The organism is Micromonospora sp. LHW51205, assembly GCF_003315815.1.
Classification (GTDB): Bacteria; Actinomycetota; Actinomycetes; order Mycobacteriales; family Micromonosporaceae; genus Micromonospora; species Micromonospora chalcea.
This window is the reverse complement of the sequence record NZ_QMEZ01000001.1, coordinates 293,193-312,822: the sequence shown is the minus strand read 5'-3', so window position 1 is coordinate 312,822 and position 19,630 is coordinate 293,193. Positions and strand designations below refer to the sequence as shown.

Genomic DNA, 19,630 nt, shown 5'->3' with positions numbered 1-19,630 from the left:
CCCCTGGAAGGAGATGTCATGACCGCGGCGCCGATCCTGCCCGAGCGGCACGAGTGGACGGTCGACGACCTGGGCGACCTGCCCAAGGACCTTCCGTACGAACTGATCAACGGAAGGTTGATCGTGCCGTCGCCCACCGCCCTGCACCAGGAGATCTGCGTCGAGTTGCTGCTCGCGCTGCGCGTCAACTGCCCGCCTGAGTTCCTGGTGAGCATCGACCTGTCCATGCGGGTGGACCGCCGCAACGAGCCGCGCCCGGATGTGGTGGTGATCCGGCGCAAGCACGCCGGCCGGTCGCCGGTCCCGGTCGAGGACGCGCTGCTCGCCGTCGAGGTCGTCTCGCCGACGTCGCACTTCCGCGACCTGTACGACAAGGCGAAGGTCTACGCCCGCTCCAAGGTCCGCTCCTACTGGGTGGTGGATCCGCAGCACGAGCGGATCGCGCTGACCGAGTACACGCTCGACGGCGCCGCCCGCGAGTACGAGCAACTGGCACACACCGAGGACCTGTTCGTCACCGAGCGGCCCTGGAAGGTCTCGGTCGATCTGCCGGCGCTGACCGCGCGGCGCAACGACCTGCTCGCCGTCGAGGAGGACTGATCGGGTAGGACTGTGCACATGGCTCTGCACGTGCGCGGTGTGTTCCTTCCCGACGACGAGGTCCGGGACGTCTGGCTGGTCGGCGACCGGGTCACCTTCGAACCGGTGCCCGGCGCCGAGACGGTGGCCGACGGCGGCTTCGTGCTGCCCGGTCTGACCGACGCGCACTGCCACATCGGCATCGCCCGCGGCGGCAGCCCGATCACCTCGCTCGACCAGGCGCGGGAACTGGCCCGGATCGACCGGGACGCGGGCGTGCTGGCGATCCGCGACGCCGGGTCGCCGTACCCGTACCCCGAACTGGAGGACGAGCCGGACCTGCCGCGACTGGCCCGCGCGGGCCGGCACATCGCCCCGCCCAAGCGCTACCTGCGCGACATCGGCGTGGAGGTCGGCGCGGCGGAGGTCGCCGAGACGGTGGCCGCGCAGGCCGCGGCCGGCAACGGCTGGGTCAAGCTGGTCGGCGACTGGATCGAGCGGGGAGTGGGCGACCTGGCGCCGGCCTGGGACGCCGACACCATGACCGCGGCGGTCGCCGCCGCGCACGCCGCCGGGGTACGTGCGGCGGTGCACACGTTCTCCGAGTCGGCGGTGGAGATCATGGTGCGGGCCGGGGTGGACTCGGTGGAGCACGGCACCGGGCTGAGCCTCGACCTGATCGACCTGATGGCCCGGCAGGGCACCGCGCTGGTTCCCACGATGATCAACATCCGGACCTTCGGCCACATCGCGGAGCAGGCCCGGCCCAAGTTCCCCGGGTACGCCGACCACATGCTCGCCCTGCGCGACCGCTTCCCCGAGGTGGTGCGCGCCGCGCACGAGGCCGGTGTGCCGATCTACGTCGGCACCGACGCGGGCGGCGGCATCGACCACGGGCTCGCGGCCGAGGAGATGCTCCTGCTGCACGAGCAGGCCGGCATGTCCGCGCCGGACGTGCTGGCCGCCGCCTCCTGGCGGGCCCGGGAGTGGCTCGGCTTCCCCGGGCTGGTCGAGGGCGGCCTCGCCGACCTGGTGGTCTACCCCGAAGATCCGCGCCGTGACCTGCGCGTGGTCCGGACGCCCAGCCGGATCGTCCTGCGCGGCCGGGTCGTCCGCTGACGGGCCGGGTCGCCCGCTGACCGGCCGCCGTCGTCGCTAGCGCGCCGTCGCCGCCATCAGGAACAGGCGCACCGCCAGGTCGGCCAGCCGGTCGGCGGTCTCGTCGACCGGGCCGCCGGGCAGCACGATGTGGCTCACCACCAGGCGTACGACGCTGTCCGCCGCGAACGCCAGGGCCGCCGGATCGGCGTCGGGCAGGCGGTCACCCGTCCACTCCAGCAGCGCCGCCGCGGCCTCGGCGAGCACCAGCTCGGACCGGGTGGTCAGGTACGGCAGCAACTCCTCCGAGCCGCCCCGCGTGCTGGTCAGCACCGCCCGGACCAGCGGGTTCTCGGCGGCTGAGGCGAGCGTGCGGTGGATCGCCGCGTACGCCGCCGCCCGCACGTCGGAGTCGTGCTCGCCGAGCGCGGACCGGACCTGGCCGACGAACCGGTCCACCTCGTGCCGGGCCAGCGCCTCGCCCAGGCCCGCCTTGGTGCCGAACTCGTTGTAGACCGTCTGCCGGCTCACCCCGGCGGCGGCGGCCACCGCGCCCATCCGGACACGGTCCCACCCGAGGGCCACGGTCTGCGCCCGGGCGGCCTCCACGATCGCGTCCCGTGTCTCACCCATCGCCGTCGAAGTCTACGGCCGCGCCGGGCGACACGGCGCGGCCCGGCTCCCCGGCGAACCCCCGCCCCGCACGGCGCATAGGATGTGCGGTCATGGCACGCGTGCTCACTCCCCGTGCGGAGGACTTTCCCCGCTGGTACCAGGACCTGATCGCCAAGGCGAAGCTGGCCGACAACGGCCCGGTCCGGGGGACCATGGTGATCCGACCGGCCGGCTACGCCATCTGGGAGCGGATGCAGGCCGAGATGGACGCCCGGATCAAGGCGGCCGGCGCGGAGAACGCATACTTCCCGCTGTTCATCCCGGAGAGCTACCTCAAGCGGGAGGCCGAGCACGTCGAGGGCTTCTCGCCGGAGCTGGCGGTGGTCACGCACGGCGGCGGCAAGCAGCTCGCCGAGCCGGTGGTGGTGCGCCCCACCAGCGAGACGGTCATCGGCGAGTTCATGGCCAAGTGGATCGACTCGTACCGCGACCTGCCGCTGCTGCTCAACCAGTGGGCGAACGTGGTCCGGTGGGAGCTGCGCCCGCGGATCTTCCTCCGTACCAGCGAGTTCCTCTGGCAGGAGGGGCACACCGCGCACGCGACCCGTGAGGACGCCCGCGCCTACGCGCGGCGGATCCTGCACGAGGCGTACGAGGACCTGATGGTCAACGTGCTCGGCATCCCGGTCGTGGTCGGCCTGAAGACCGCCCGGGAGCGCTTCGCCGGCGCCACCGCCACGTACACGTGCGAGGGCATGATGGGCGACGGCAAGGCGCTGCAGCTGGGCACCAGCCACGAGCTGGGCCAGAACTTCGCCAAGGCGTTCGACATCAGCTACTCCTCGGCCGAGGGTGGCCGGGAGCACGCGTGGACCACCTCCTGGGGCACGTCCACCCGGATGCTCGGCGGCCTGATCATGTGCCACGGCGACGACAACGGGCTGCGGGTGCCGCCGAAGCTGGCGCCGGTCCAGGCGTACGTGATGATCGTCAAGGACGGCGACGGCGTGAGCCAGGCGGCGGCCAAGCTGTGCGACGCGCTGCGCGACGCCGGGGTGCGGGTGGCGCTCGACGACCGGACCGACACCGCGTTCGGCCGCCGGGCCGTCGACGCCGAGCTGCGCGGCTACCCGGTACGCGTCGAGGTCGGCCCGCGTGACCTGGCCGCCGGCAACGCGGTGGTGGTCCGGCGTACGGACGGTTCGAAGGCCCCGACCCCGGTGGCCGACGTGGTCGGCGCGGCTCTCGCCGCGCTGGAGGCCGACCAGCGGGCGCTGCACGACCAGGCGCTGGAGTTCCGCCGGTCCCGCACCGTCGAGGTGTCGACGCTGGCCGAGGCGATCGAGGCGTCCGCCACCGGCTGGGCGCGGGTGCCGTGGTCGGCGGTCGGCGTCGAGGGCGAGGCCGAGGCGAACGGGCAGGGCGTGACGGTTCGCTGCCTGGTGCGCGCCGACGGCTCGGTGCCGGACTCGGAGGACGAGCCCGACCTGGTGGCGATCCTCGCCCGCGCCTACTGAGGGTGTAAGGAAGGGCCCCTTCTTAACGCATTCTGCATAGGCGGGGGCCCTTGTTAACACGACGGCGGGGGTGAGCGTGCGGTTCGAGCCGGGGCGGCTGATCATGCACCGGAACGTGCGGCATGGCCGGATCGGGTGGGTCCGGTCGGCCCGCGTGGTCTCCGACGACGAGCGCGGCCTGCTGCTCTGGGTGGCGCGGACAGCGCCCGTCGCGCACGAGGTGAACGCCGCCGGCCTGGGCATGCGGGCCGTGCCGTTCGCCGAGTGGGTGACGTCGTCCTACCGGCTCGCGCAGGGCCGGTGGAACGGTCCGCCGGTGCTGAAGTTCCTGCCCACCGGCGCGGCCCACTCGGTCTGGTGGTTCCGCGACGCCGCCGGGCGCTTCCAGAACTGGTACGTCAACCTGGAGGAGCCCGGCGTCCGCTGGGACGACGGCGCGGTGGCCGGTGTCGACATGGTCGACCAGGACCTCGACGTGGTGGTGTACCCGGACCTGAGCTGGGAGTGGAAGGACGAGGACGAGTTCGCCGAGCGGCTGGCGTTCCCGGAGCACTACTGGGTGACAGACGAGAAGGCGGTACGCGCCGAGGGTGAGCGGGTGATCCGGATCGCCGAGGCGGGCGCGTTCCCGTTCGACGGCACCTGGTGCGACTTCACCCCGCCCGCGGAATGGGATGTACCGGACGAACTTCCGCCGGGGTGGGACCGCCCGCCGGTGCGCTGAGCGGGTGTCGTCCGTCACGGCCCGGCCCGCCGCGGGCGTGGTGTCCGGGTCCGGTGTGAGAGTTCCGGGGCGGATCTGGCAGAATGGTTCGCTGGTATCCGGCGCGCGTCCGGCGCCCTCTAACCCGGGCGCGTCGCCAGTTCACCGAGCAGTCTCCGGCCCAAACCCCACTGTGCCGGTCGGCGCTCACCCGCCACACCGCCCGTACGGGCCGGTGAGATCGCAACAGGAGCGAAACAACTGTGGCCGTAAAGATCCGGCTCCTGCGGATGGGCAAGATCCGCAACCCGCAGTACCGCATCGTCATCGCCGACTCGCGTACCAAGCGTGACGGTCGCGCGATCGAGTTCGTCGGTGTGTACCAGCCGAAGGAAGACCCTTCGGTGATCGAGGTCAAGTCGGAGCGGGTCCAGTACTGGCTCTCGGTCGGCGCCCAGCCGAGCGAGGCCGTGCAGCGCCTGCTGGAGCTGACCGGTGACTGGCAGAAGTTCAAGGGCCTGCCGGCCCCGCCGCCGCTGAAGGTCGCCCCCGAGCGGGCCGACCGCAAGGCGGCGTACGAGGCCGAGGCGAAGGCCGCCGCTGGCGTGGCGGACACCCCGGCCAAGCCGGCCAAGAAGGCCGCCGCCAAGGCGGAGGAGCCGAAGGCCGAGGCCAAGGCCGAGGAGCAGACCGGTGCCGAGTCCGGCGAGCTGGCCTGACATGCCGCTGCGTCCCGCTCTGGAGCACCTGGTCAAGGGCATCGTCGACCACCCGGACGACGTCCGGGTGCGGATGGTCGACTCCCGTCGGGGCAAGCGCCTCGAAGTCCGCGTGCACCCCGAGGACCTCGGCACGGTGATCGGGCGGTCCGGCCGGACCGCCAAGGCGCTGCGCCAGGTGATCGGGTCCATCGGCGGGCGTGGGGTACGCGTCGACATCGTCGACTCGTACTGATGCTTCTCGTCGTCGGCCGGATCGGTAAGCCGCACGGCATCCGCGGTGAGGTCACCGTGGAGGTGCGTACCGACGAGCCCGAAGCACGGTTCGCCCCCGGTTCGGTGTTGACCACCGAGCCGGGGGTCACCCCGTCGGAGCCCGGTGCCTGGCGGGTGCCGCCGACGCTCACCGTCGAGTCGGCCCGCTGGCACCAGGGGCGGCTGCTCGTCGCCTTCGAGGGCGTGCTGGAGCGCAACGTCGCCGAGGCGCTGCGCAACACGCTGCTCGGCGTGGACAGCGCCGACGTCGCCCCGCCGGAGGACCCGGAGGAGTTCCACGACCACCAGCTGGTCGGGCTCGCCGTGGTCACCCGCGACGGCGAGCACGTGGGCGAGGTGGCCCGCATCGACCACGCGCCCGCGTCCGACATGCTGGTGCTGCGGCGGCCCGAGGGGCGTACCGCGCTGGTCCCGTTCGTCAAGGCGATAGTGCCCGAGGTGGATCTGGCCGGCGGTCGCGTCGTCGTCGACCTGCCCGACGGCCTGCTCGATCTCTAGCTCTCGACCTCCGGCTGGAGCCACCGCATGCGCGTCGACATCGTGTCGATCTTCCCTGAGTACTTCGCCCCGCTGGACCTGTCGCTGATCGGCAAGGCCCGCGCGAACGGCACGCTGCGGCTGGCCGTACACGATCTGCGGACCTGGACCCACGACGTGCACCGCACCGTCGACGACACGCCCTACGGCGGCGGTCCCGGCATGGTCATGCGGCCGGAGCCGTGGGGCGAGGCGCTGGACGCGCTGGCCCCGGGCGAGCTGAGCCCGGACGGGCACACGCTGCCCCGGCTGATCGTGCCGTCCCCGGCCGGCGTCCCGTTCACCCAGGCCCTGGCGCACGAGCTGGCCGCCGAGTCGCACCTGCTGTTCGCCTGCGGCCGGTACGAGGGCATCGACCAGCGGGTGCTGGACCACGCGGCGACCCGGATGCCGGTGACCGAGGTCTCCCTGGGTGACTACGTGCTCTTCGGCGGCGAGGTGGCAGTGCTGGTGATCCTGGAGGCGGTCACCCGGCTGCTGCCCGGGGTGCTGGGCAACGCCGGCTCGCTGGACGAGGAGTCACACGCGCACGGGCTGCTGGAGGCCCCGCTCTACACGAAGCCGGCGACCTGGCGCGGGCTGGACGTGCCGGAGGTGCTGCGCTCCGGCGACCACGGCCGGATCGCCCGCTGGCGACGGGACGAGGCGCTGCTGCGCACGGCCGGGCGCCGCCCCGACATGATCGGCGCGCTGGCCCCGGAGACGCTCGACAAGCGGGACCGGGCGACGCTGGACCGGGGCGGATTTTCCCCGCCACCGGGGCATGTGGCAAAGTAGAGGGGTTGCCGCATCCGTCCACGCCGTGGGCGGCTGCGAGGACCCTCGACCGGGGCCGGTCTCGCCGGTCACCACCCGGGGGTCAGAATCACCCATCCGCGCATCGACTGACGATGCGCCGTGAGCCTCACGAGGACGCAGCGATGAACATCCTGGACGCCCTTGACGCCCAGTCGAAGCGTACCGACCTGCCCGACTTCCGTGCCGGTGACACCGTCAAGGTGCACGCGCGGGTCGTCGAGGGCAACCGCTCCCGGGTCCAGATCTTCCAGGGCGTCGTCATCCGCCGCCAGGGTGACGGCCTGCGTGAGACCTTCTCGGTCCGCAAGGTCAGCTTCGGTGTCGGCGTGGAGCGGACCTACCCGCTCAACGGCCCGGGCATCGACCGGATCGAGGTCGTGACCCGCGGTGACGTGCGTCGCGCCAAGCTCTACTACCTGCGCGAGCTGCGGGGCAAGAAGGCCAAGATCAAGGAGCTGCGGGAGAAGCAGCCGGCGAACTGATTCGCGTTCGCCACGCCGCCCGGCCTGCGCGGATGTCGTATCGACCAGACCGCATTACCCTGGTCGGTACGGGCGCAGCCGGACGGTGCGAAACGGTCCACTACCGCCCGTGGGGTCTCGAAGGAGACTCCCGGGCGGTAGTGTCGTTTCCGCGGACCGGAGAGTGGCATGGTGCAGATGGTTGACGAGGACGGCGCCGTCGATCCCTGGCGCCGGCGGGCCCGGCGCGGGCGTCGCCAGATGCCGCTCTGGCAGGAGCTTCCGCTGCTGCTCATCGTGGCGTTCTGCCTGGCGGTGCTGATCCGCACGTTCCTGCTCCAGGCGTTCTTCATCCCCTCCGGGTCGATGGAGAACACGCTGCTCGTCGGCGACCGGGTGCTCGTCAACAAGGTCGTCTACGACGTCCGCGACCCCGTCCGCGGCGAGGTGGTGGTGTTCCGCGGCACCGACCGCTGGGTCGCCCAGGAGGCGCCCGCGCCGCCCACCAACTTCGCCGGCCAGGTCAGCCGCACGCTCGGTGACCTGGTGGGCGTCAGCCGCCCCGGTGAGAAGGACTTCATCAAGCGGGTCATCGGCGTGCCGGGCGACAAGATCTGGTGCTGCGACGACGGCCGCGTGGTGGTCAACGGGGTGCCGCTTGACGAGCAGGCGTACGTCTCCGAGGACTCCCCGCTCGAGCTTCCGCCCAATCCGAAGGAATGCCGGTCCCGGCAGTTCACCGAGGTGGTGGTGCCGCCGGGGCAGATCTTCGTGATGGGTGACCACCGGCTGGTCTCGCAGGACGCCCGATGTCAGGGGCCGGTGCCGATCGAGAACGTGATCGGTCGCGCCTTCATGATCGTCTGGCCGTCGCAGCGGTGGACCACCCTGCCCGTACCGGAGACGTTCGCGGACGTGCCGCGCGCGGACGCCGCGGCCGCCTCCGGCCCGGTCCCGGTGGATCCCGACCCGGTGGGCGGAGTCGTCCTGATCGTGCCGGTCGTGGCGACGCTCACGGTTCTCGCGGGTTCGGGGCGACTGCGCCGCACCCGGGGACGTAGGCTCCTCCCGTGATCGACGAGCAGACCGAGAAGCCGCGCAACTCCTTCTGGAAGGAGCTGCCCATCCTCCTGGGTGTGGCGATCCTGGTCGCAGTGCTGGTTCGCGCCTTCGTGCTGCAGACCTTCTTCATCCCGTCGCCGTCCATGGAGAACACCCTCAAGATCGACGATCGGGTGCTGGTCAACAAGCTGGTCTACGACTTCCGCTCGCCGCACCGGGGCGAGGTGATCGTCTTCAAGGCGCCCACCGAGTGGAGCGGCAACCCCGACGGTGAGGACTTCATCAAGCGGGTGATCGGCGTCGGCGGCGATCACGTGGTCTGCTGCGACCGTACGGGCGGGCAGGACCGGCTGGTCATCAACGGCAAGCCGGTCGACGAGCCGTTCATCTTCCCCGGCAACAAGCCCGCCGACCAGGACTTCGACATCACCGTGCCGAAGGGCCGGCTGTGGGTCATGGGTGACCACCGGGAGGCCTCCGGCGACTCGCTGGAGCACTGGCAGCAGTCCGGCGAGGACATCACCGTCGCCACCATCCCGGAGGGCGAGGTCGTCGGGCGGGCTTTCACCATCTTCTGGCCGGTCAGCCGCGCCACCTGGCTCAGCGTGCCGAAGCAGTTCGAGGGGATCCCCAATCCCTGACCCGACGGCTTCCGCGCGCCCCCACGCCCACCCCCGGCCGCCGGCGGGAGGGCGTGGTCGTTCGTCGCAGCCGTCTGGCAGGCTGGTGCGGTGACCGTCTACACCCCTCGTCGCGCGGCCCGGGTGCTGCTGGTCGACGCGTCCGACCGGGTGCTGCTCTTCGAGGGCAGTGATCCGGCCCGGCCGGGTCACCGCTACTGGTTCACCCCCGGCGGCGGGCTGGACCCGGGGGAGGCCCCGGCCGACGGTGCGGCCCGTGAGCTGGCCGAGGAGACCGGCCTGCGGCTGGCCCCAGCCGAGCTGGGCGCGCCGGTCTGGTCGGAGACCGTCGAGTTCCCGTTCGACGGCGTCTGGTACCGCCAGGAGCAGCAGTTCTACCTGGTCCGGGTGGCGGGCTGGGAGGTCGACACCACCGGCTTCAACGACGTCGAGCGCGCGAGCGTGCACGGGCACCGCTGGTGGACGGTGACCGACCTGGCCGCCACCGCCGAGCGCTACTACCCGCCGGACCTGCCGGGCCGGCTCGGCGCCGCGCTGGTGGGAGGCGGCGAATGCTGACCCCGCCGCGCACGGTGGTGCGCCGCGACGGCGGCCTCTACGCGCTGGAGCGGGCCCTGCAACGGCGGGGCTTCCGCTACGTCGCGGGCGCCGACGAGGCGGGCCGGGGCGCCTGCGCCGGGCCGCTGGTCGCCGCCGCCGCGATCCTGCCCGAGGGGCGCCGGGGCGAGATCGACGAGCTGGCCGACTCCAAGCTGCTCACCCCGGCCGCCCGGGAGCGCGTCCACGACGAGGTGGTGGCGCGGGCCCTGGCGTACGCCGTGGTGGTCATCCCGGCCGAGGAGGTGGACGCCCGCGGGTTGCACGTGTGCAACCTCGCCGCGATGCGCCGGGCGCTCGCCTCGCTGACCACCCGCCCGGAGTACGTGCTGACCGACGGCTTCGGCGTCGACGGGCTCGACGTGCCGGGGCTGGCGGTCTGGAAGGGCGATCGGGTGGCCGCCTGCGTGGCGGCGGCCAGTGTGCTCGCCAAGGTCACCCGGGACCGGATCATGGTGGAACTGGACGGGCGGTTCCCCGGCTACGGCTTCGCCGAACACAAGGGCTACATCACCGCCGAGCACAGCGCCGCGCTGCGCGCGCTCGGGCCCTGCCGGGAGCACCGCTTCTCGTACGTGAACGTGGCCGCCGTCTCCGGACGGGACGGCCGGCCTCCCCGCGCCCGCCGCCCGGCGGGCGCCGACGTGGTGTCGCCCGAGCCCGTGGCCGGGCTGCCGGGACTCGGGGCCGGCGCGTTCGCCGGGCGCCCGGACGAGCCGATGGGGCGCTCCGGCGCGCCAGGGGGTACCGTCGGCGTGGCGTTGGGCGAGCAGCCGCGACCTCCGGCGTCGGTGGGGGAAGATGTGGTCATGGAAGGCGGAGTGCGATGAGCGCGGAAGATCTCGAGAAGTACGAGACCGAGATGGAGCTGCAGCTCTACCGGGAGTACCGCGACATTGTCCGCCAGTTCTCCTACGTGGTGGAGACCGAGCGCCGTTTCTATCTGGCGAACCAGGTCGACCTGCACGTCCGCAACTCGGACGGTGAGGTCTACTTCGAGGTCGAGATGCACGACGCCTGGGTGTGGGACATGTACCGGCCTGCCCGTTTCGTCAAGAACGTCCGAGTGATGACGTTCAAGGACGTCAATGTGGAAGAGCTCGAAAAGCCCGACATCTCGCTTCCCGCAGATTCCGGATTCGGGAGCTGATCCCCGGGCGGCCCGCCGCCCGGATCACCGCTCCGGCACCACCACTTCGACCCGCTGCACCAGGTTGTTCGCGAACCCGCCACGGTTCCACGGCTGCTCGACCGGCTGAGTGCGGCCCGAGGCGTCGGTCGCCCGGGCGCCCAGCACGTACCGCCCCGGGGTCGCCGTCCAGCTCACCGACCATCGACGCCACGCCCACTCGCCGCCGGCCGGCTCGTCCAGGACCGCCGGCGTCCACGTGCCGCCACCGTCCATCGTCACCTCGACCGACGTCACCGGCGCGTGCCCGGACCAGGCCCGGCCGTCCACCGTGCACGGCCCCGGCCGCACCACCCGGGTCCGGGACATGAAGTCCGGGAACCCGGGCGGGCGCACCAGGGCACGCGGTTCGATCCGGGTCACCGGCACGCCCGGGTCGTCGGCGTCGCGCCGCAACCGGTAGGCCACCGCGTTCTGGTAGCCGTCGAACGGCTCGGTCGTCACCGTGATGTCGCGCAGCCACTTCACGTGCGCCATGCCGTACCAGCCGGGCACGATCAGCCGCAGCGGCGCGCCGTGCTGCGGCAGCAGGGGAGCGCCGTTCATCTCGTACGCCAGCAGCACCTCCTCGCGCAGCGCGTCGGCCACCGGCAGCGCCCGCTGGTAGTCCTGCTCGACGCCGCGCTCGATCCCGTGGTCCGCCCCGGTGAACACCACGTCCACCGCGTCGCCGGACAGCCCGGCCTCGCGCAGCAGCGGCGCCAGCGGGGTACCGGTCCACTCGGCGTTGCCCACCGCCTCCACCAGCCAGGGCTGGCTCACCGGGCGGGGCCGCAGCAGCGCCCGGCCGTTGCCCGCGCACTCCAGCGTGACCCGGTGGGTCACCCGGGGCCGGTCGCGCAGCGCCGCCAGGTCCAGCCGCAGTGGACGCTGCACCGCGCCGGACACGCGCAGCGCGTACGCGGCCGGGTCGACGTCCGGGATGTCGTAGTGGATGAGCAGGTAGTGCAGGCCCGCCGGGGTCACGTCGTAGCGCAGCGCCTCCAACGGGATGCCGTGGTTGCGCGCGGCGAGCTGGAGCTCCTCGGCGCTGATCGCCTCGTCCGGCCCGGCGACCCGGGCGGGTCGGCTCGCGTCGTCCACTGTGGTCATTCCTGCTCCGTCCGCTCCAGCACGTCGTAGCCCACGAACGTGAACATCCGTGCACCCGGCACCAGCGGGCGCGGGGTGCCGGTGAAGCGGTGCGCGCCGACCCCCACACCGTCGGCCGGGCTGCCCACCGCGACCGGCTCGAAGCCCTCCTCGGCGAACCACTGGCAGATCACCGGCACCAGATCCGGCTCGCGCCGGTGCCGCGTCCACAGCACCATGCCGCCGGTGGCGCAGAGCGAGGCGCAGTGCCGCACCGTCGCCCGGATGTCGTCGTCGGTGATGTTGCCGAAGATGCCGCAGACCAGCACCAGATCGGCCGGGGCCAGATCGGCGTAGCCGTCGGTCAGCGCGGCGTCCCCGGTCACCACCTGCACGCCGGTGAGCCCCGCGTCGGCGGTGGCGCGGCGGGCCAGATCGGCGTTGCGCGGGTCCAGCTCGACCAGGCGGGCGGTCACGTCGGCGCCCCGGGGGTGAGCGGCCAGCACCGGGATCAGGTCACGGCCCTGACCGGCGCAGAGACTCAGCGCGCGCAGCGGACCGGGCGGCGCGGCGTCGAGGGCGTCGGCGACACGCCGCCGCACCTCGGCGAGCCGCCGGGCCAGTGCGGACTCGGGCTGGTCGTAGTCGCGGTGCCAGGCGTACCAGTCCTTCGTCACCCGGCCAGCATAGGCGTCCCGGCCGTAGCAGATCCGCCCCGATTTCGGCGCTCGTCCACAGTGGGGGCGTCGTCCACAGGACGACCGCGTGGCGCACGCGGGGCAGCGCGCGGACGGTCAGGGTACGCGGTGTGCGTATCCCCATCGGTCGGGCCGGCAGGGGCCTGCTGCTTGTGCTCGTGCTCGCCTTCTGGTTGCCGGGCGTCCCCGCGGCGAGCCTTGACGGGCCGGTGGCGGCGGGCGGCTCGGCGGCGGTCCTTGACGGGCCGGACGTCACGACGGGATACCGGGGCGCGCCCGGCGGGCCGGCGACCGCCGGACGGTTCCGGTGGCCGCTGCCCGGTCCACCCCGCGTGGCACGCGGGTTCGACCCGCCGCCGCAGCCGTGGATGTCCGGGCACCGGGGCGTGGACCTGGCGGGCGCGCCCGGCGCGCAGGTCCGCTCGGCCGGCGCCGGGACCGTCCTGTTCGCCGGCTCGGTCGCCGGCCGGCCGGTGCTCACCGTCGGCCACCACGACGGGCTGCGCACTACCTACGAGCCGGTCCGGTCCCGGGTCACCGCCGGCACCCGGGTGGACGCCGGCACCCCGATCGGTGACCTGCTCGCCGGGCATCCCGGCTGCGTGGACGCGGCCTGCCTGCACTGGGGGCTGCGACGCGGCGCCGAGTACCTGGATCCGCTGGCGCTGCTCGGGCTCGGCCGGGTCCGGCTGCTGCCGCTCGACCCGGGAGCCGACGCCGGTCCCCTGAGTCGTGGCGCCGCCGCCGGCTTCGGCCGGATGCGCCGCTCAGCGCTGGGCGAGCAGCGTGGGCAGCCGGACGGCCAGGCGGTCGTACTCGTCGGGGGTGTTGTAGACCTGGCCGCACAGCCGCAGGTAGCCGCGCCCGTTCCAGCCGGCCACCGACACCTCGGCGGAGAGCCGGTCGGCGATCCGGGCACGCAGCTCCCGGGCCGCGTCCAGGGTCGTCGCGACACCCGGCGGCAGCGGCACCAGACGCATGGCGACCGCCGGTCCGCCGGGCTCCGGCAGCCGCTCGGGCGCCACCCCCAGCGCGTCCCCGACGACCCGTTGCCCGTACGCGGCCAGCGCCGCGTTGTGCGCCCGTACCCGGTCGACGCCGAGGCTGCGCAGTGTGAACAGGCCCACCGGGGCGGCCAGCCAGCCGGTGTAGTCGAGCGTGGCCTGCCATTCCACCCGGGTCGGGAAGCCGCTGTCCTGCTCCCACGAGACGACGAGCGGCTGGATCTTCTCCCGCCACGACGGCGCCACCACGAGCGCGGCGGTGCCGCGCGGCGCGTACGCCCACTTGTGCAGGTTGCCCACCCAGAAGTCGGCGCCGATCGACGCGACGGTGGCCGGCAGCATGCCCGGCGCGTGCGCGGCGTCCACCAGCACCGGCACGCCCTGCTCCCGGGCCACCGCGACGAGCGCGGCGGCCGGAAACAGCCGGGCGGTCGGCGAGGTCAGCTGGTCGACGATGAGCAGCCGGGTACGCCCGGGGCGCAACCCGGCGCGGACGATCTCGACCACCTCCTCGTCGGTGGCGGTCAACGGCACCGGCAGGGTGCGCGACACCGCCCCGGTGCGGGCGCACTCCCGCGCGATCGACAGGGCCACTGCCCCGTACCCGTGGTCGGTGGTCAGGATCTCGTCGCCGGGGCGCAGCGCCAGCGACTGCAACACGACCGCCGCGCCGGCGGTGACGTTGCCGACCAGCGCGGTGCCGTCCGGGTCCGCGCCGAGGAACGCGGCCAGGTGCCGCCGGGCGTGGGCGATCCGGTCGACCAGGCCCTGGGTGAAGAACCGCAGCGGGTTGGCCTCCATCTCGTCGCGCAGGCGCTGCTGGGCGCGCTGCACGGCGATCGGCACGGCGCCGAACGAGCCGTGGTTGAGGTGGCTGACGGAGGGATCGAGGGAGAAGAGCAGCCGAGCACCGGGAATCGGCTCGGGCGGCTGCGGCACCGTCATCCATCGATCCTAGCCCGAGATGGATCATCACCCGGCCGGATTCCGCCGGTCAGGCGCGGGGGTGCGCCTGCCGGTACGCCGCGCGCAGCCGCTCCACCGACACGTGCGTGTAGATCTGCGTGCTCGCCAGCGACGAGTGCCCGAGCAACTCCTGCACCGCCCGCAGGTCCGCGCCGCCTTCGAGCAGGTGGGTGGCGGCCGAGTGACGCAGCCCGTGCGGCGTCACCCGGGGCACCCCGGCGGCCTCGGTCCAGTCGGCCACGATCCGCCGCGCGGTGGTCGGGTTGAGCCGCCCGCCCCGCGCCCCGAGCAGCAGCGCCCGGCCCGAGCCGGGCGTCGCCAGCGTCGGCCGCCCGACGCTCAGCCACGCATCGAGCGCCCGCTGCGCCGGCACCCCGTAGGGCACCGACCGCTCCCGGCCGCCCTTGCCGAGTACGCGCACCACCCGGCGGCCCTGGTCGACGTCGGTCACGTCCAGGCCGCACGCCTCGCTGATCCGTACCCCGGTGCCGTAGAGCAGTTCGAGCAGCAGCCGGTCACGCAGCAGCACCGCCTCGGGCGTATCCGCGCCCGGTGCTTCCCCGGGTTGCGGGGCGTCGGCGGGCCGGGCGGCCTCCATCAGGGCGGCGGCCTGGTCGGCCCGCAGCACGGTGGGCAGTTCGCGCCGGGCCCGAGGGCTCGCCAGCGGCGCGGCGATGTCGTCGGCGAGCAGGCCGGTGCGGTGCGCCCAGGCGCTGAACGTCCGGGCCGCGGCGGCGCGGCGGGCCATCGTCGTCCGGGCCGCGCCCATGGTCCGCTGTTTCGCCAGCCAGCTGCGCAGCACGGCGAGGTCCAGCTCCGGCAGCTCGGCGCAGCCCATTCGGACCGCGTGGTCGAGCAGCGACACGAGATCCGTGACGTACGCGCGGACGGTGTGGACGGACCGGTTGCGCACCCGCGACAGGTGGTCGGCGAAGTCGTCCACCGCCTCCCGCATCGACGCGGGCAGCTCCTCGTGCGCGTCTCGGGTGCCGCGCTGCCGCTTGCTCACCGCGGCGCCCCGACCTGGCGCACGCGGTCGTAACGGAGGCGGACAGCGATCACCGGTCCAGCGTACGGCCGGAGCGCCGCCGCGCGCTGAGCCGCCGCACGCCTTCACCGCGCCGGCCGGGCCGTCGGCGCCGCCGTGGCCGCGGTGTGCCGTGCGCCGCCGCGCCAGTGCCTTCCGGCGTGACGATCGCGCCGCGCCGAGCAGGGTGGCTAAACCGGGCCTGGACAGAGGAAACTCATGCTGCGGCCAGGCACAGGGCGGCAACCGGACGGCAGCGTGGCTGAGCCGGCGCGCCCCACGGGTGGCCGATCCGGCCGCGATCGGACAGCCGCGTCCCGCGACGGTGACGCCCGGTACGAAAAGGGGCCGACAGTGGGAGTGGACGCGGTCCTCTACCGACAGATATCGGCGGGCAGCAGTCGTCGCCGGCCCGCGTACGTCTCGATCGAGGTCGTCGCGGATCCGCAGGACGTGCTGCTCGGCCTGCTGGCGCGGGTCCGCGGCGGCGGCCGGACACCGCTGCTGGATCGCGTCGATCCCCTCGGCGAGCTGACCGTCGACACCGATCGGATGTCGCAGCTGCTCGCCGACCTGCGGTGCCTGGCCGAGGTGGCCGGGGCGCCGGCGGAGGCCGACCACATCCGCCGGCTGGCCCGGCTGGCCCGCCGCTGCGCGGAGCGCCGAGACACCGAGATCCGGTTCGAGGGCGACTGACGATCGCGCGTCCCGTCGCCGGGCCGTGCCGGCTCAGGCTTCGGCCGGCTGCCGCGTGGCCCGGATCCGGCGCGTGCCCCACACGATCAGCAGGACTCCGGCCACGAACAGCGCCGGACCGGCGACGAAGCCGATGTCCCGGATCATCAGGTCGATGTCGTGCTGCTTCTCCGCCTCGGCCTTCTGCGCCTCGTAGGAACCGTCGCCCGCGCCGAACATGCACCGGTCCCGGGGCGTCATCACATCCTCGCCGCACATCGTCGGGCCGTTCGGGTCGTAGTCGCCGATGTCGCGGTGGGACAGGATCGCGAAGAACACCACGAAGAGGCTGACCACGACCAGCATGCCGCCGAACGCACGACGCCCCGACCCGGGTGGGCCGGCCGCCGGGTTGCGGCGCGAGGTCTCCTGCGTGCTCATCGGCCGCCTCCGCGCGTCGGCGGGATGGCCGACGTCGGCCCGGCGAGCCGCACCTCGGCGCCGGACTCCGACCATTCTGGACATGTGCGACGGTTCGCTGCCCCAGTCATCCTTCTCCCCGTGACGGCGCCCGGCGTCCGGCCGGGGCGCGATCGTTCCCGCAACGGCTTCCGCCGCGCGCGAAATGGTGATCCTAGAAGACCGGGGCCGGTCCCACGGCCCCGTCGCCGGGCGGTTGCGAGGGGGTACGCGCCCGCCTGTCACGTCGGGCCGGCCGCCGGCGGGGCGAGCGCGTAGCCGCCGTCGCGACGAACCACCATCGTCAGTTCCTCCAGCAGGGACAGCTTGCGCATCGCGGTACGCAGGTCCACGCCGGCCCGGGCGGCGACGCTCTCCAGATCGAGCGCCCGGCGACGGGGCAACGCCTCCAGCACCTGGGCGGCCTCCTCGTCGAGCCGGTCCCGTGGGCGCTCGGGCGCACGGGCCGGCGGAGCCAGGTCGTAGCCGATCCGTCCCACCTCCTCCAGCACGTGCGCGAGGCCGGTGACCAGCCGCGCGTCCGGCCGCTCGCGCAGCACCTCGTGCCCGCCGACCGACATCGCGGAGGTGACCGGCCCGGGAACCACCATGGCGTGGCGCCGGAGGCCGAGCGCCCGGTTGAGCGTCTGGGTGGCGCCGCTGCGCGCCGCCGCCTCCACCAGCACCGTGCCGCGTGTCGCCGCCGCTATCACCCGGTTGCGGATGAGGAACCGGGGCCGCAGCGGCTCCGCGCCCGGCATCCACTCGCTCACCAGCAGGCCGGTCTCGGCGATCCGGTCGAACAACGCGGCGTTGCCCATCGGGTACGGGCGGTCCACCCCGCACGCCAGCACGGCGACGGTGCGCCCGCCCGCTGTCAACGCGCCGCGATGGGCGGCGGAGTCGATGCCGAACGCCCCGCCCGACACCACAGTCCACTCCCGGTCGGCCAGGCCGTAGCCCAGCTCGGTGGCGATGTGTGAGCCGTAGGGGGTGGCCGCCCGGGCGCCGACCACCGCCACCGAGTGCGCCAGCGTCTCGCCGAGCGGCCACGCCCCGCGTACCCAGAAGCAGAGCGGCGGGTCGGTCTCCACATCGACCCGGCGGGTGGCGCCGGGCAGCGCGAGTCGCCGGAGGTCACGGACCTGGGTCGGCCACTCGTCGTCGTCCGGGGTGACCAGCCGGGCGCCCAGCCGCTCGCCACGGGCCAGCGCCTCGGCCGCGACCGCGCGGGCGTCACCTGCAGCGGCCCGCGCCGCCACGGCCGAGCGCAGGGTCCGCTCCGGTGCGCCGCCGGACAGCAGCAGGTCGAGCGCGGCGACCGGGCCGATCCGCTGCACCAGGGCGTACACGGATCGGGTGCCGGGCTCGGCGAGCCAGGTGAGCGCGACCCGCGCCAGCTTCGTCTCGTCGGTGCTCACGCGGCCTCTCCCGTCCGCAGTTGGATGGCCTCCGCCACGTCGTCGTGGCCGGGGCGGTCCCGCCCGTCCAGGTCCGCGATGGTCCAGGCGAGCCGCAGTACGCGGTCGTAGCCGCGCGCGGACAGCGAACCGGTGTCGAGCCGGTGCCGCAGGTCCGTCGTGACCCGGGCGGGCAGGTGCCACGGCGGACGGCGCAGGTGCGGGCCGGGGACGTCGGCGTTGACCCGGTGCCCGGTGGCCGCCCAGCGGTCGGCGGCGGCTCGTCGTGCGGCGGCGACCCGGGCGGCGACGGTGGCCGAGGACTCGTGCGCGGCGTCGGTCCGCAGCAGCTCCGCCGCGCGTACCGCCTGCAGCCGGACCTGCACGTCCACCCGGTCGAGCAGCGGCCCCGACAACCGGCCCAGGTAGCGTCGCCGGGCCAGCGGTGTGCACTCGCAGTCGACGTCGCCGGACGGCTTCGCGCAGGGGCAGGGGTTGGCGGCCAGCACCAGTTGCGTGCGGGCCGGGTACTCGGTCGCGCCGCGCGTGCGTGCCACACGTACCCGGCCGCTCTCCAGCGGCTGCCGCAACGCCTCCAGCGCGCCCTTGCCGAACTCGGGCGCCTCGTCGAGGAACAGAACCCCGCGGTGGGCCAGCGACACCGCGCCGGGACGGGCCAGCCCGGAGCCGCCACCGACGAGGGCGGGCACCGTGGCGGTGTGGTGGGGCGCCTGGAACGGGGGACGGCGCAGCAGCCCGCCGCCGGGCGGCAGCAGGCCGGCGATCGAGTGCAGCGCGGTCACCTCCAGGGCGGCCTCGTCGTCCAGCTCGGGCAGCACCGACGGCAGCCGCTCGGCGAGCATGGTCTTGCCGGCGCCGGGCGGGCCGAGCAGCGCGAGGTGGTGACCGCCGGCGGCGGCGATCTCCAGCGCGCGCCGCCCGAGCGGCTGGCCGGCCACGTCGGCGAGATCCGGCCCGGGTGGGGTCCCGGCCGGGGCCGGAGCGGGCGGGGCGAGCAGTGGCGCGCCGGTGCGGACGTGTGCGACGAGCCGGTGCAGCGTGTCGACGGCGTGCACCCGTACGCCGGGGATGACCGCCGCCTCGGCGGCGTTGCCGGCGGGTACGACGACCCGGGTGTGCCCGGCGCGGGCTGCGGCGGCGACCATGGGCAGCGTGCCGCGTACCGGGCGCACCGCGCCGTCGAGGCCGAGTTCGCCGAGCACGACAGTGGCGTCCAGGGCGACGGGCGGCAGCTCACCCGAGCCGGCGAGCACGGCGACGGCGATGGCCAGGTCGAACGCCGAGCCGTACTTGGGCAGGGTGGCGGGGAGCAGATTGAGGGTGATCCGCCGGTTGGGCCACTTCTGGCCGGAGTTGACGATCGCGGCACGGACCCGGTCGCGCGCCTCGTGCAGCGCGGTGTCGGGCAGACCGGAGATGATCACGGCGGGCAGGCCGGGGGCGAGGTCGGCCTCGACCTCGACGAGGTGACCGGCGACTCCGGCCAGGCCCACGCTCAGCACTTTCGCGTACCCCAT

At 73.9% G+C, this 19,630-nt stretch carries 23 protein-coding genes and 1 pseudogene; 16 read left to right on the top strand and 8 right to left on the bottom strand.

The annotated features are described in order from the left end of the window. Positions 1-18 precede the first annotated feature (18 nt). Positions 19-600: a Uma2 family endonuclease gene (locus DQE82_RS01430; protein ID WP_113971819.1), complete on the top strand. Its 582-nt coding sequence runs from the start codon at positions 19-21 to the stop codon at positions 598-600. An 18-nt stretch (positions 601-618) separates the two neighbouring features. Next, a complete protein-coding gene (locus DQE82_RS01425; protein ID WP_113971818.1) occupies positions 619-1,698 on the top strand; it encodes an amidohydrolase family protein in 1,080 nt (359 codons plus the stop codon). A gap of 36 nt (positions 1,699-1,734) precedes the next feature. Here the strand turns inward: DQE82_RS01425 and DQE82_RS01420 are convergent, their stop codons facing one another. Then, on the bottom strand, positions 1,735-2,310 hold the full coding sequence (locus tag DQE82_RS01420) for a TetR/AcrR family transcriptional regulator (protein ID WP_064447041.1): 576 nt from the start codon (positions 2,308-2,310) through the stop codon (positions 1,735-1,737). A 92-nt stretch (positions 2,311-2,402) separates the two neighbouring features. Between DQE82_RS01420 and proS the strand changes: the two genes are divergently transcribed. The 12 genes from proS to DQE82_RS01360 all read left to right on the top strand — a co-directional run bounded on the left by proS (position 2,403) and on the right by DQE82_RS01360 (position 10,753). Further along, on the top strand, positions 2,403-3,809 hold the full coding sequence (gene proS / locus DQE82_RS01415; RefSeq protein WP_113971817.1) for a proline--tRNA ligase: 1,407 nt from the start codon (positions 2,403-2,405) through the stop codon (positions 3,807-3,809). Between the two features lie 76 nt (positions 3,810-3,885). After that, on the top strand, positions 3,886-4,533 hold the full coding sequence (locus tag DQE82_RS01410) for a DUF402 domain-containing protein (protein ID WP_043330560.1): 648 nt from the start codon (positions 3,886-3,888) through the stop codon (positions 4,531-4,533). Positions 4,534-4,775: 242 nt separating this feature from the next. After that, the gene (gene rpsP / locus DQE82_RS01405; RefSeq protein WP_113971816.1) at positions 4,776-5,231 is read left to right on the top strand and encodes a 30S ribosomal protein S16; all 456 of its coding nucleotides are present in this window, start codon (positions 4,776-4,778) and stop codon (positions 5,229-5,231) included. Next, positions 5,206-5,466 (top strand): RNA-binding protein, encoded by a 261-nt coding sequence (locus tag DQE82_RS01400; protein WP_199495906.1) that lies wholly within the window; start codon positions 5,206-5,208, stop codon positions 5,464-5,466. Before rpsP ends, DQE82_RS01400 begins: the two co-directional genes overlap by 26 nt. Further along, positions 5,466-6,005 carry a ribosome maturation factor RimM gene (gene rimM, locus DQE82_RS01395; protein WP_043325915.1) on the top strand — a complete coding sequence of 180 codons (540 nt, stop codon included), beginning with the start codon at positions 5,466-5,468 and terminating at the stop codon, positions 6,003-6,005. The genes DQE82_RS01400 and rimM overlap by 1 nt, the downstream gene beginning before the upstream one ends. Positions 6,006-6,032: 27 nt before the next feature. Beyond that, positions 6,033-6,821, top strand: a complete 789-nt coding sequence (trmD, locus tag DQE82_RS01390; RefSeq protein ID WP_043325913.1) for a tRNA (guanosine(37)-N1)-methyltransferase TrmD — start codon at positions 6,033-6,035, stop codon at positions 6,819-6,821. A 143-nt stretch (positions 6,822-6,964) separates the two neighbouring features. Continuing rightward, on the top strand, positions 6,965-7,324 hold the full coding sequence (gene rplS / locus DQE82_RS01385) for a 50S ribosomal protein L19 (protein ID WP_013284591.1): 360 nt from the start codon (positions 6,965-6,967) through the stop codon (positions 7,322-7,324). A 168-nt stretch (positions 7,325-7,492) separates the two neighbouring features. Then, the gene (gene lepB / locus DQE82_RS01380) at positions 7,493-8,377 is read left to right on the top strand and encodes a signal peptidase I (RefSeq protein ID WP_043325911.1); all 885 of its coding nucleotides are present in this window, start codon (positions 7,493-7,495) and stop codon (positions 8,375-8,377) included. Further along, the gene (lepB, locus tag DQE82_RS01375; protein ID WP_043325910.1) at positions 8,374-9,006 is read left to right on the top strand and encodes a signal peptidase I; all 633 of its coding nucleotides are present in this window, start codon (positions 8,374-8,376) and stop codon (positions 9,004-9,006) included. The genes lepB (DQE82_RS01380) and lepB (DQE82_RS01375) overlap by 4 nt, the downstream gene beginning before the upstream one ends. Positions 9,007-9,096: 90 nt before the next feature. Continuing rightward, on the top strand, positions 9,097-9,564 hold the full coding sequence (locus tag DQE82_RS01370) for an NUDIX hydrolase (RefSeq protein ID WP_113971815.1): 468 nt from the start codon (positions 9,097-9,099) through the stop codon (positions 9,562-9,564). Beyond that, positions 9,558-10,433 (top strand): ribonuclease HII, encoded by an 876-nt coding sequence (locus DQE82_RS01365; RefSeq protein ID WP_064447045.1) that lies wholly within the window; start codon positions 9,558-9,560, stop codon positions 10,431-10,433. The genes DQE82_RS01370 and DQE82_RS01365 overlap by 7 nt, the downstream gene beginning before the upstream one ends. Further along, positions 10,430-10,753: a DUF2469 domain-containing protein gene (locus DQE82_RS01360; RefSeq protein ID WP_011905215.1), complete on the top strand. Its 324-nt coding sequence runs from the start codon at positions 10,430-10,432 to the stop codon at positions 10,751-10,753. The genes DQE82_RS01365 and DQE82_RS01360 overlap by 4 nt, the downstream gene beginning before the upstream one ends. A 24-nt stretch (positions 10,754-10,777) precedes the next feature. Here DQE82_RS01360 and DQE82_RS01355 read toward each other — a convergent pair whose 3' ends face one another. Further along, entirely contained in the window at positions 10,778-11,884 is a 1,107-nt protein-coding gene (locus DQE82_RS01355; RefSeq protein ID WP_113971814.1) for a sulfite oxidase, read from the bottom strand. Beyond that, the gene (locus tag DQE82_RS01350; RefSeq protein WP_113971813.1) at positions 11,881-12,540 is read right to left on the bottom strand and encodes a bifunctional 2-polyprenyl-6-hydroxyphenol methylase/3-demethylubiquinol 3-O-methyltransferase UbiG; all 660 of its coding nucleotides are present in this window, start codon (positions 12,538-12,540) and stop codon (positions 11,881-11,883) included. The genes DQE82_RS01355 and DQE82_RS01350 overlap by 4 nt, the downstream gene beginning before the upstream one ends. 194 nt (positions 12,541-12,734) lie before the next feature. On the opposite strand from DQE82_RS01350, the pseudogene DQE82_RS01345 reads away from it, so the two are divergent. After that, positions 12,735-13,271: pseudogene (locus DQE82_RS01345) on the top strand (murein hydrolase activator EnvC); the annotation flags it as partial. 57 nt (positions 13,272-13,328) lie between these two features. On the opposite strand, the gene DQE82_RS01340 reads toward DQE82_RS01345, so the two are convergent. Together DQE82_RS01340 and DQE82_RS01335 are read right to left on the bottom strand one after the other, a co-directional pair. Continuing rightward, on the bottom strand, positions 13,329-14,510 hold the full coding sequence (locus tag DQE82_RS01340; RefSeq protein ID WP_104113924.1) for an aminotransferase class V-fold PLP-dependent enzyme: 1,182 nt from the start codon (positions 14,508-14,510) through the stop codon (positions 13,329-13,331). Positions 14,511-14,559: 49 nt separating this feature from the next. Then, positions 14,560-15,486 (bottom strand): tyrosine recombinase XerC, encoded by a 927-nt coding sequence (locus tag DQE82_RS01335; protein ID WP_199495954.1) that lies wholly within the window; start codon positions 15,484-15,486, stop codon positions 14,560-14,562. 426 nt (positions 15,487-15,912) lie between these two features. Here DQE82_RS01335 and DQE82_RS01330 point away from each other — a divergent pair, with 426 nt between their 5' ends. Next, entirely contained in the window at positions 15,913-16,254 is a 342-nt protein-coding gene (locus DQE82_RS01330; RefSeq protein ID WP_043325899.1) for a hypothetical protein, read from the top strand. 33 nt (positions 16,255-16,287) lie between these two features. Here DQE82_RS01330 and DQE82_RS01325 read toward each other — a convergent pair whose 3' ends face one another. The 3 genes from DQE82_RS01325 to DQE82_RS01315 all read right to left on the bottom strand — a co-directional run bounded on the left by DQE82_RS01325 (position 16,288) and on the right by DQE82_RS01315 (position 19,630). Next, positions 16,288-16,674 carry a hypothetical protein gene (locus tag DQE82_RS01325; RefSeq protein WP_064447049.1) on the bottom strand — a complete coding sequence of 129 codons (387 nt, stop codon included), beginning with the start codon at positions 16,672-16,674 and terminating at the stop codon, positions 16,288-16,290. 260 nt (positions 16,675-16,934) lie between these two features. After that, positions 16,935-18,200, bottom strand: a complete 1,266-nt coding sequence (locus DQE82_RS01320) for a DNA-processing protein DprA (protein ID WP_370446782.1) — start codon at positions 18,198-18,200, stop codon at positions 16,935-16,937. After that, on the bottom strand, positions 18,110-19,630 hold the full coding sequence (locus DQE82_RS01315; RefSeq protein WP_113971810.1) for a YifB family Mg chelatase-like AAA ATPase: 1,521 nt from the start codon (positions 19,628-19,630) through the stop codon (positions 18,110-18,112). The genes DQE82_RS01320 and DQE82_RS01315 overlap by 91 nt, the downstream gene beginning before the upstream one ends.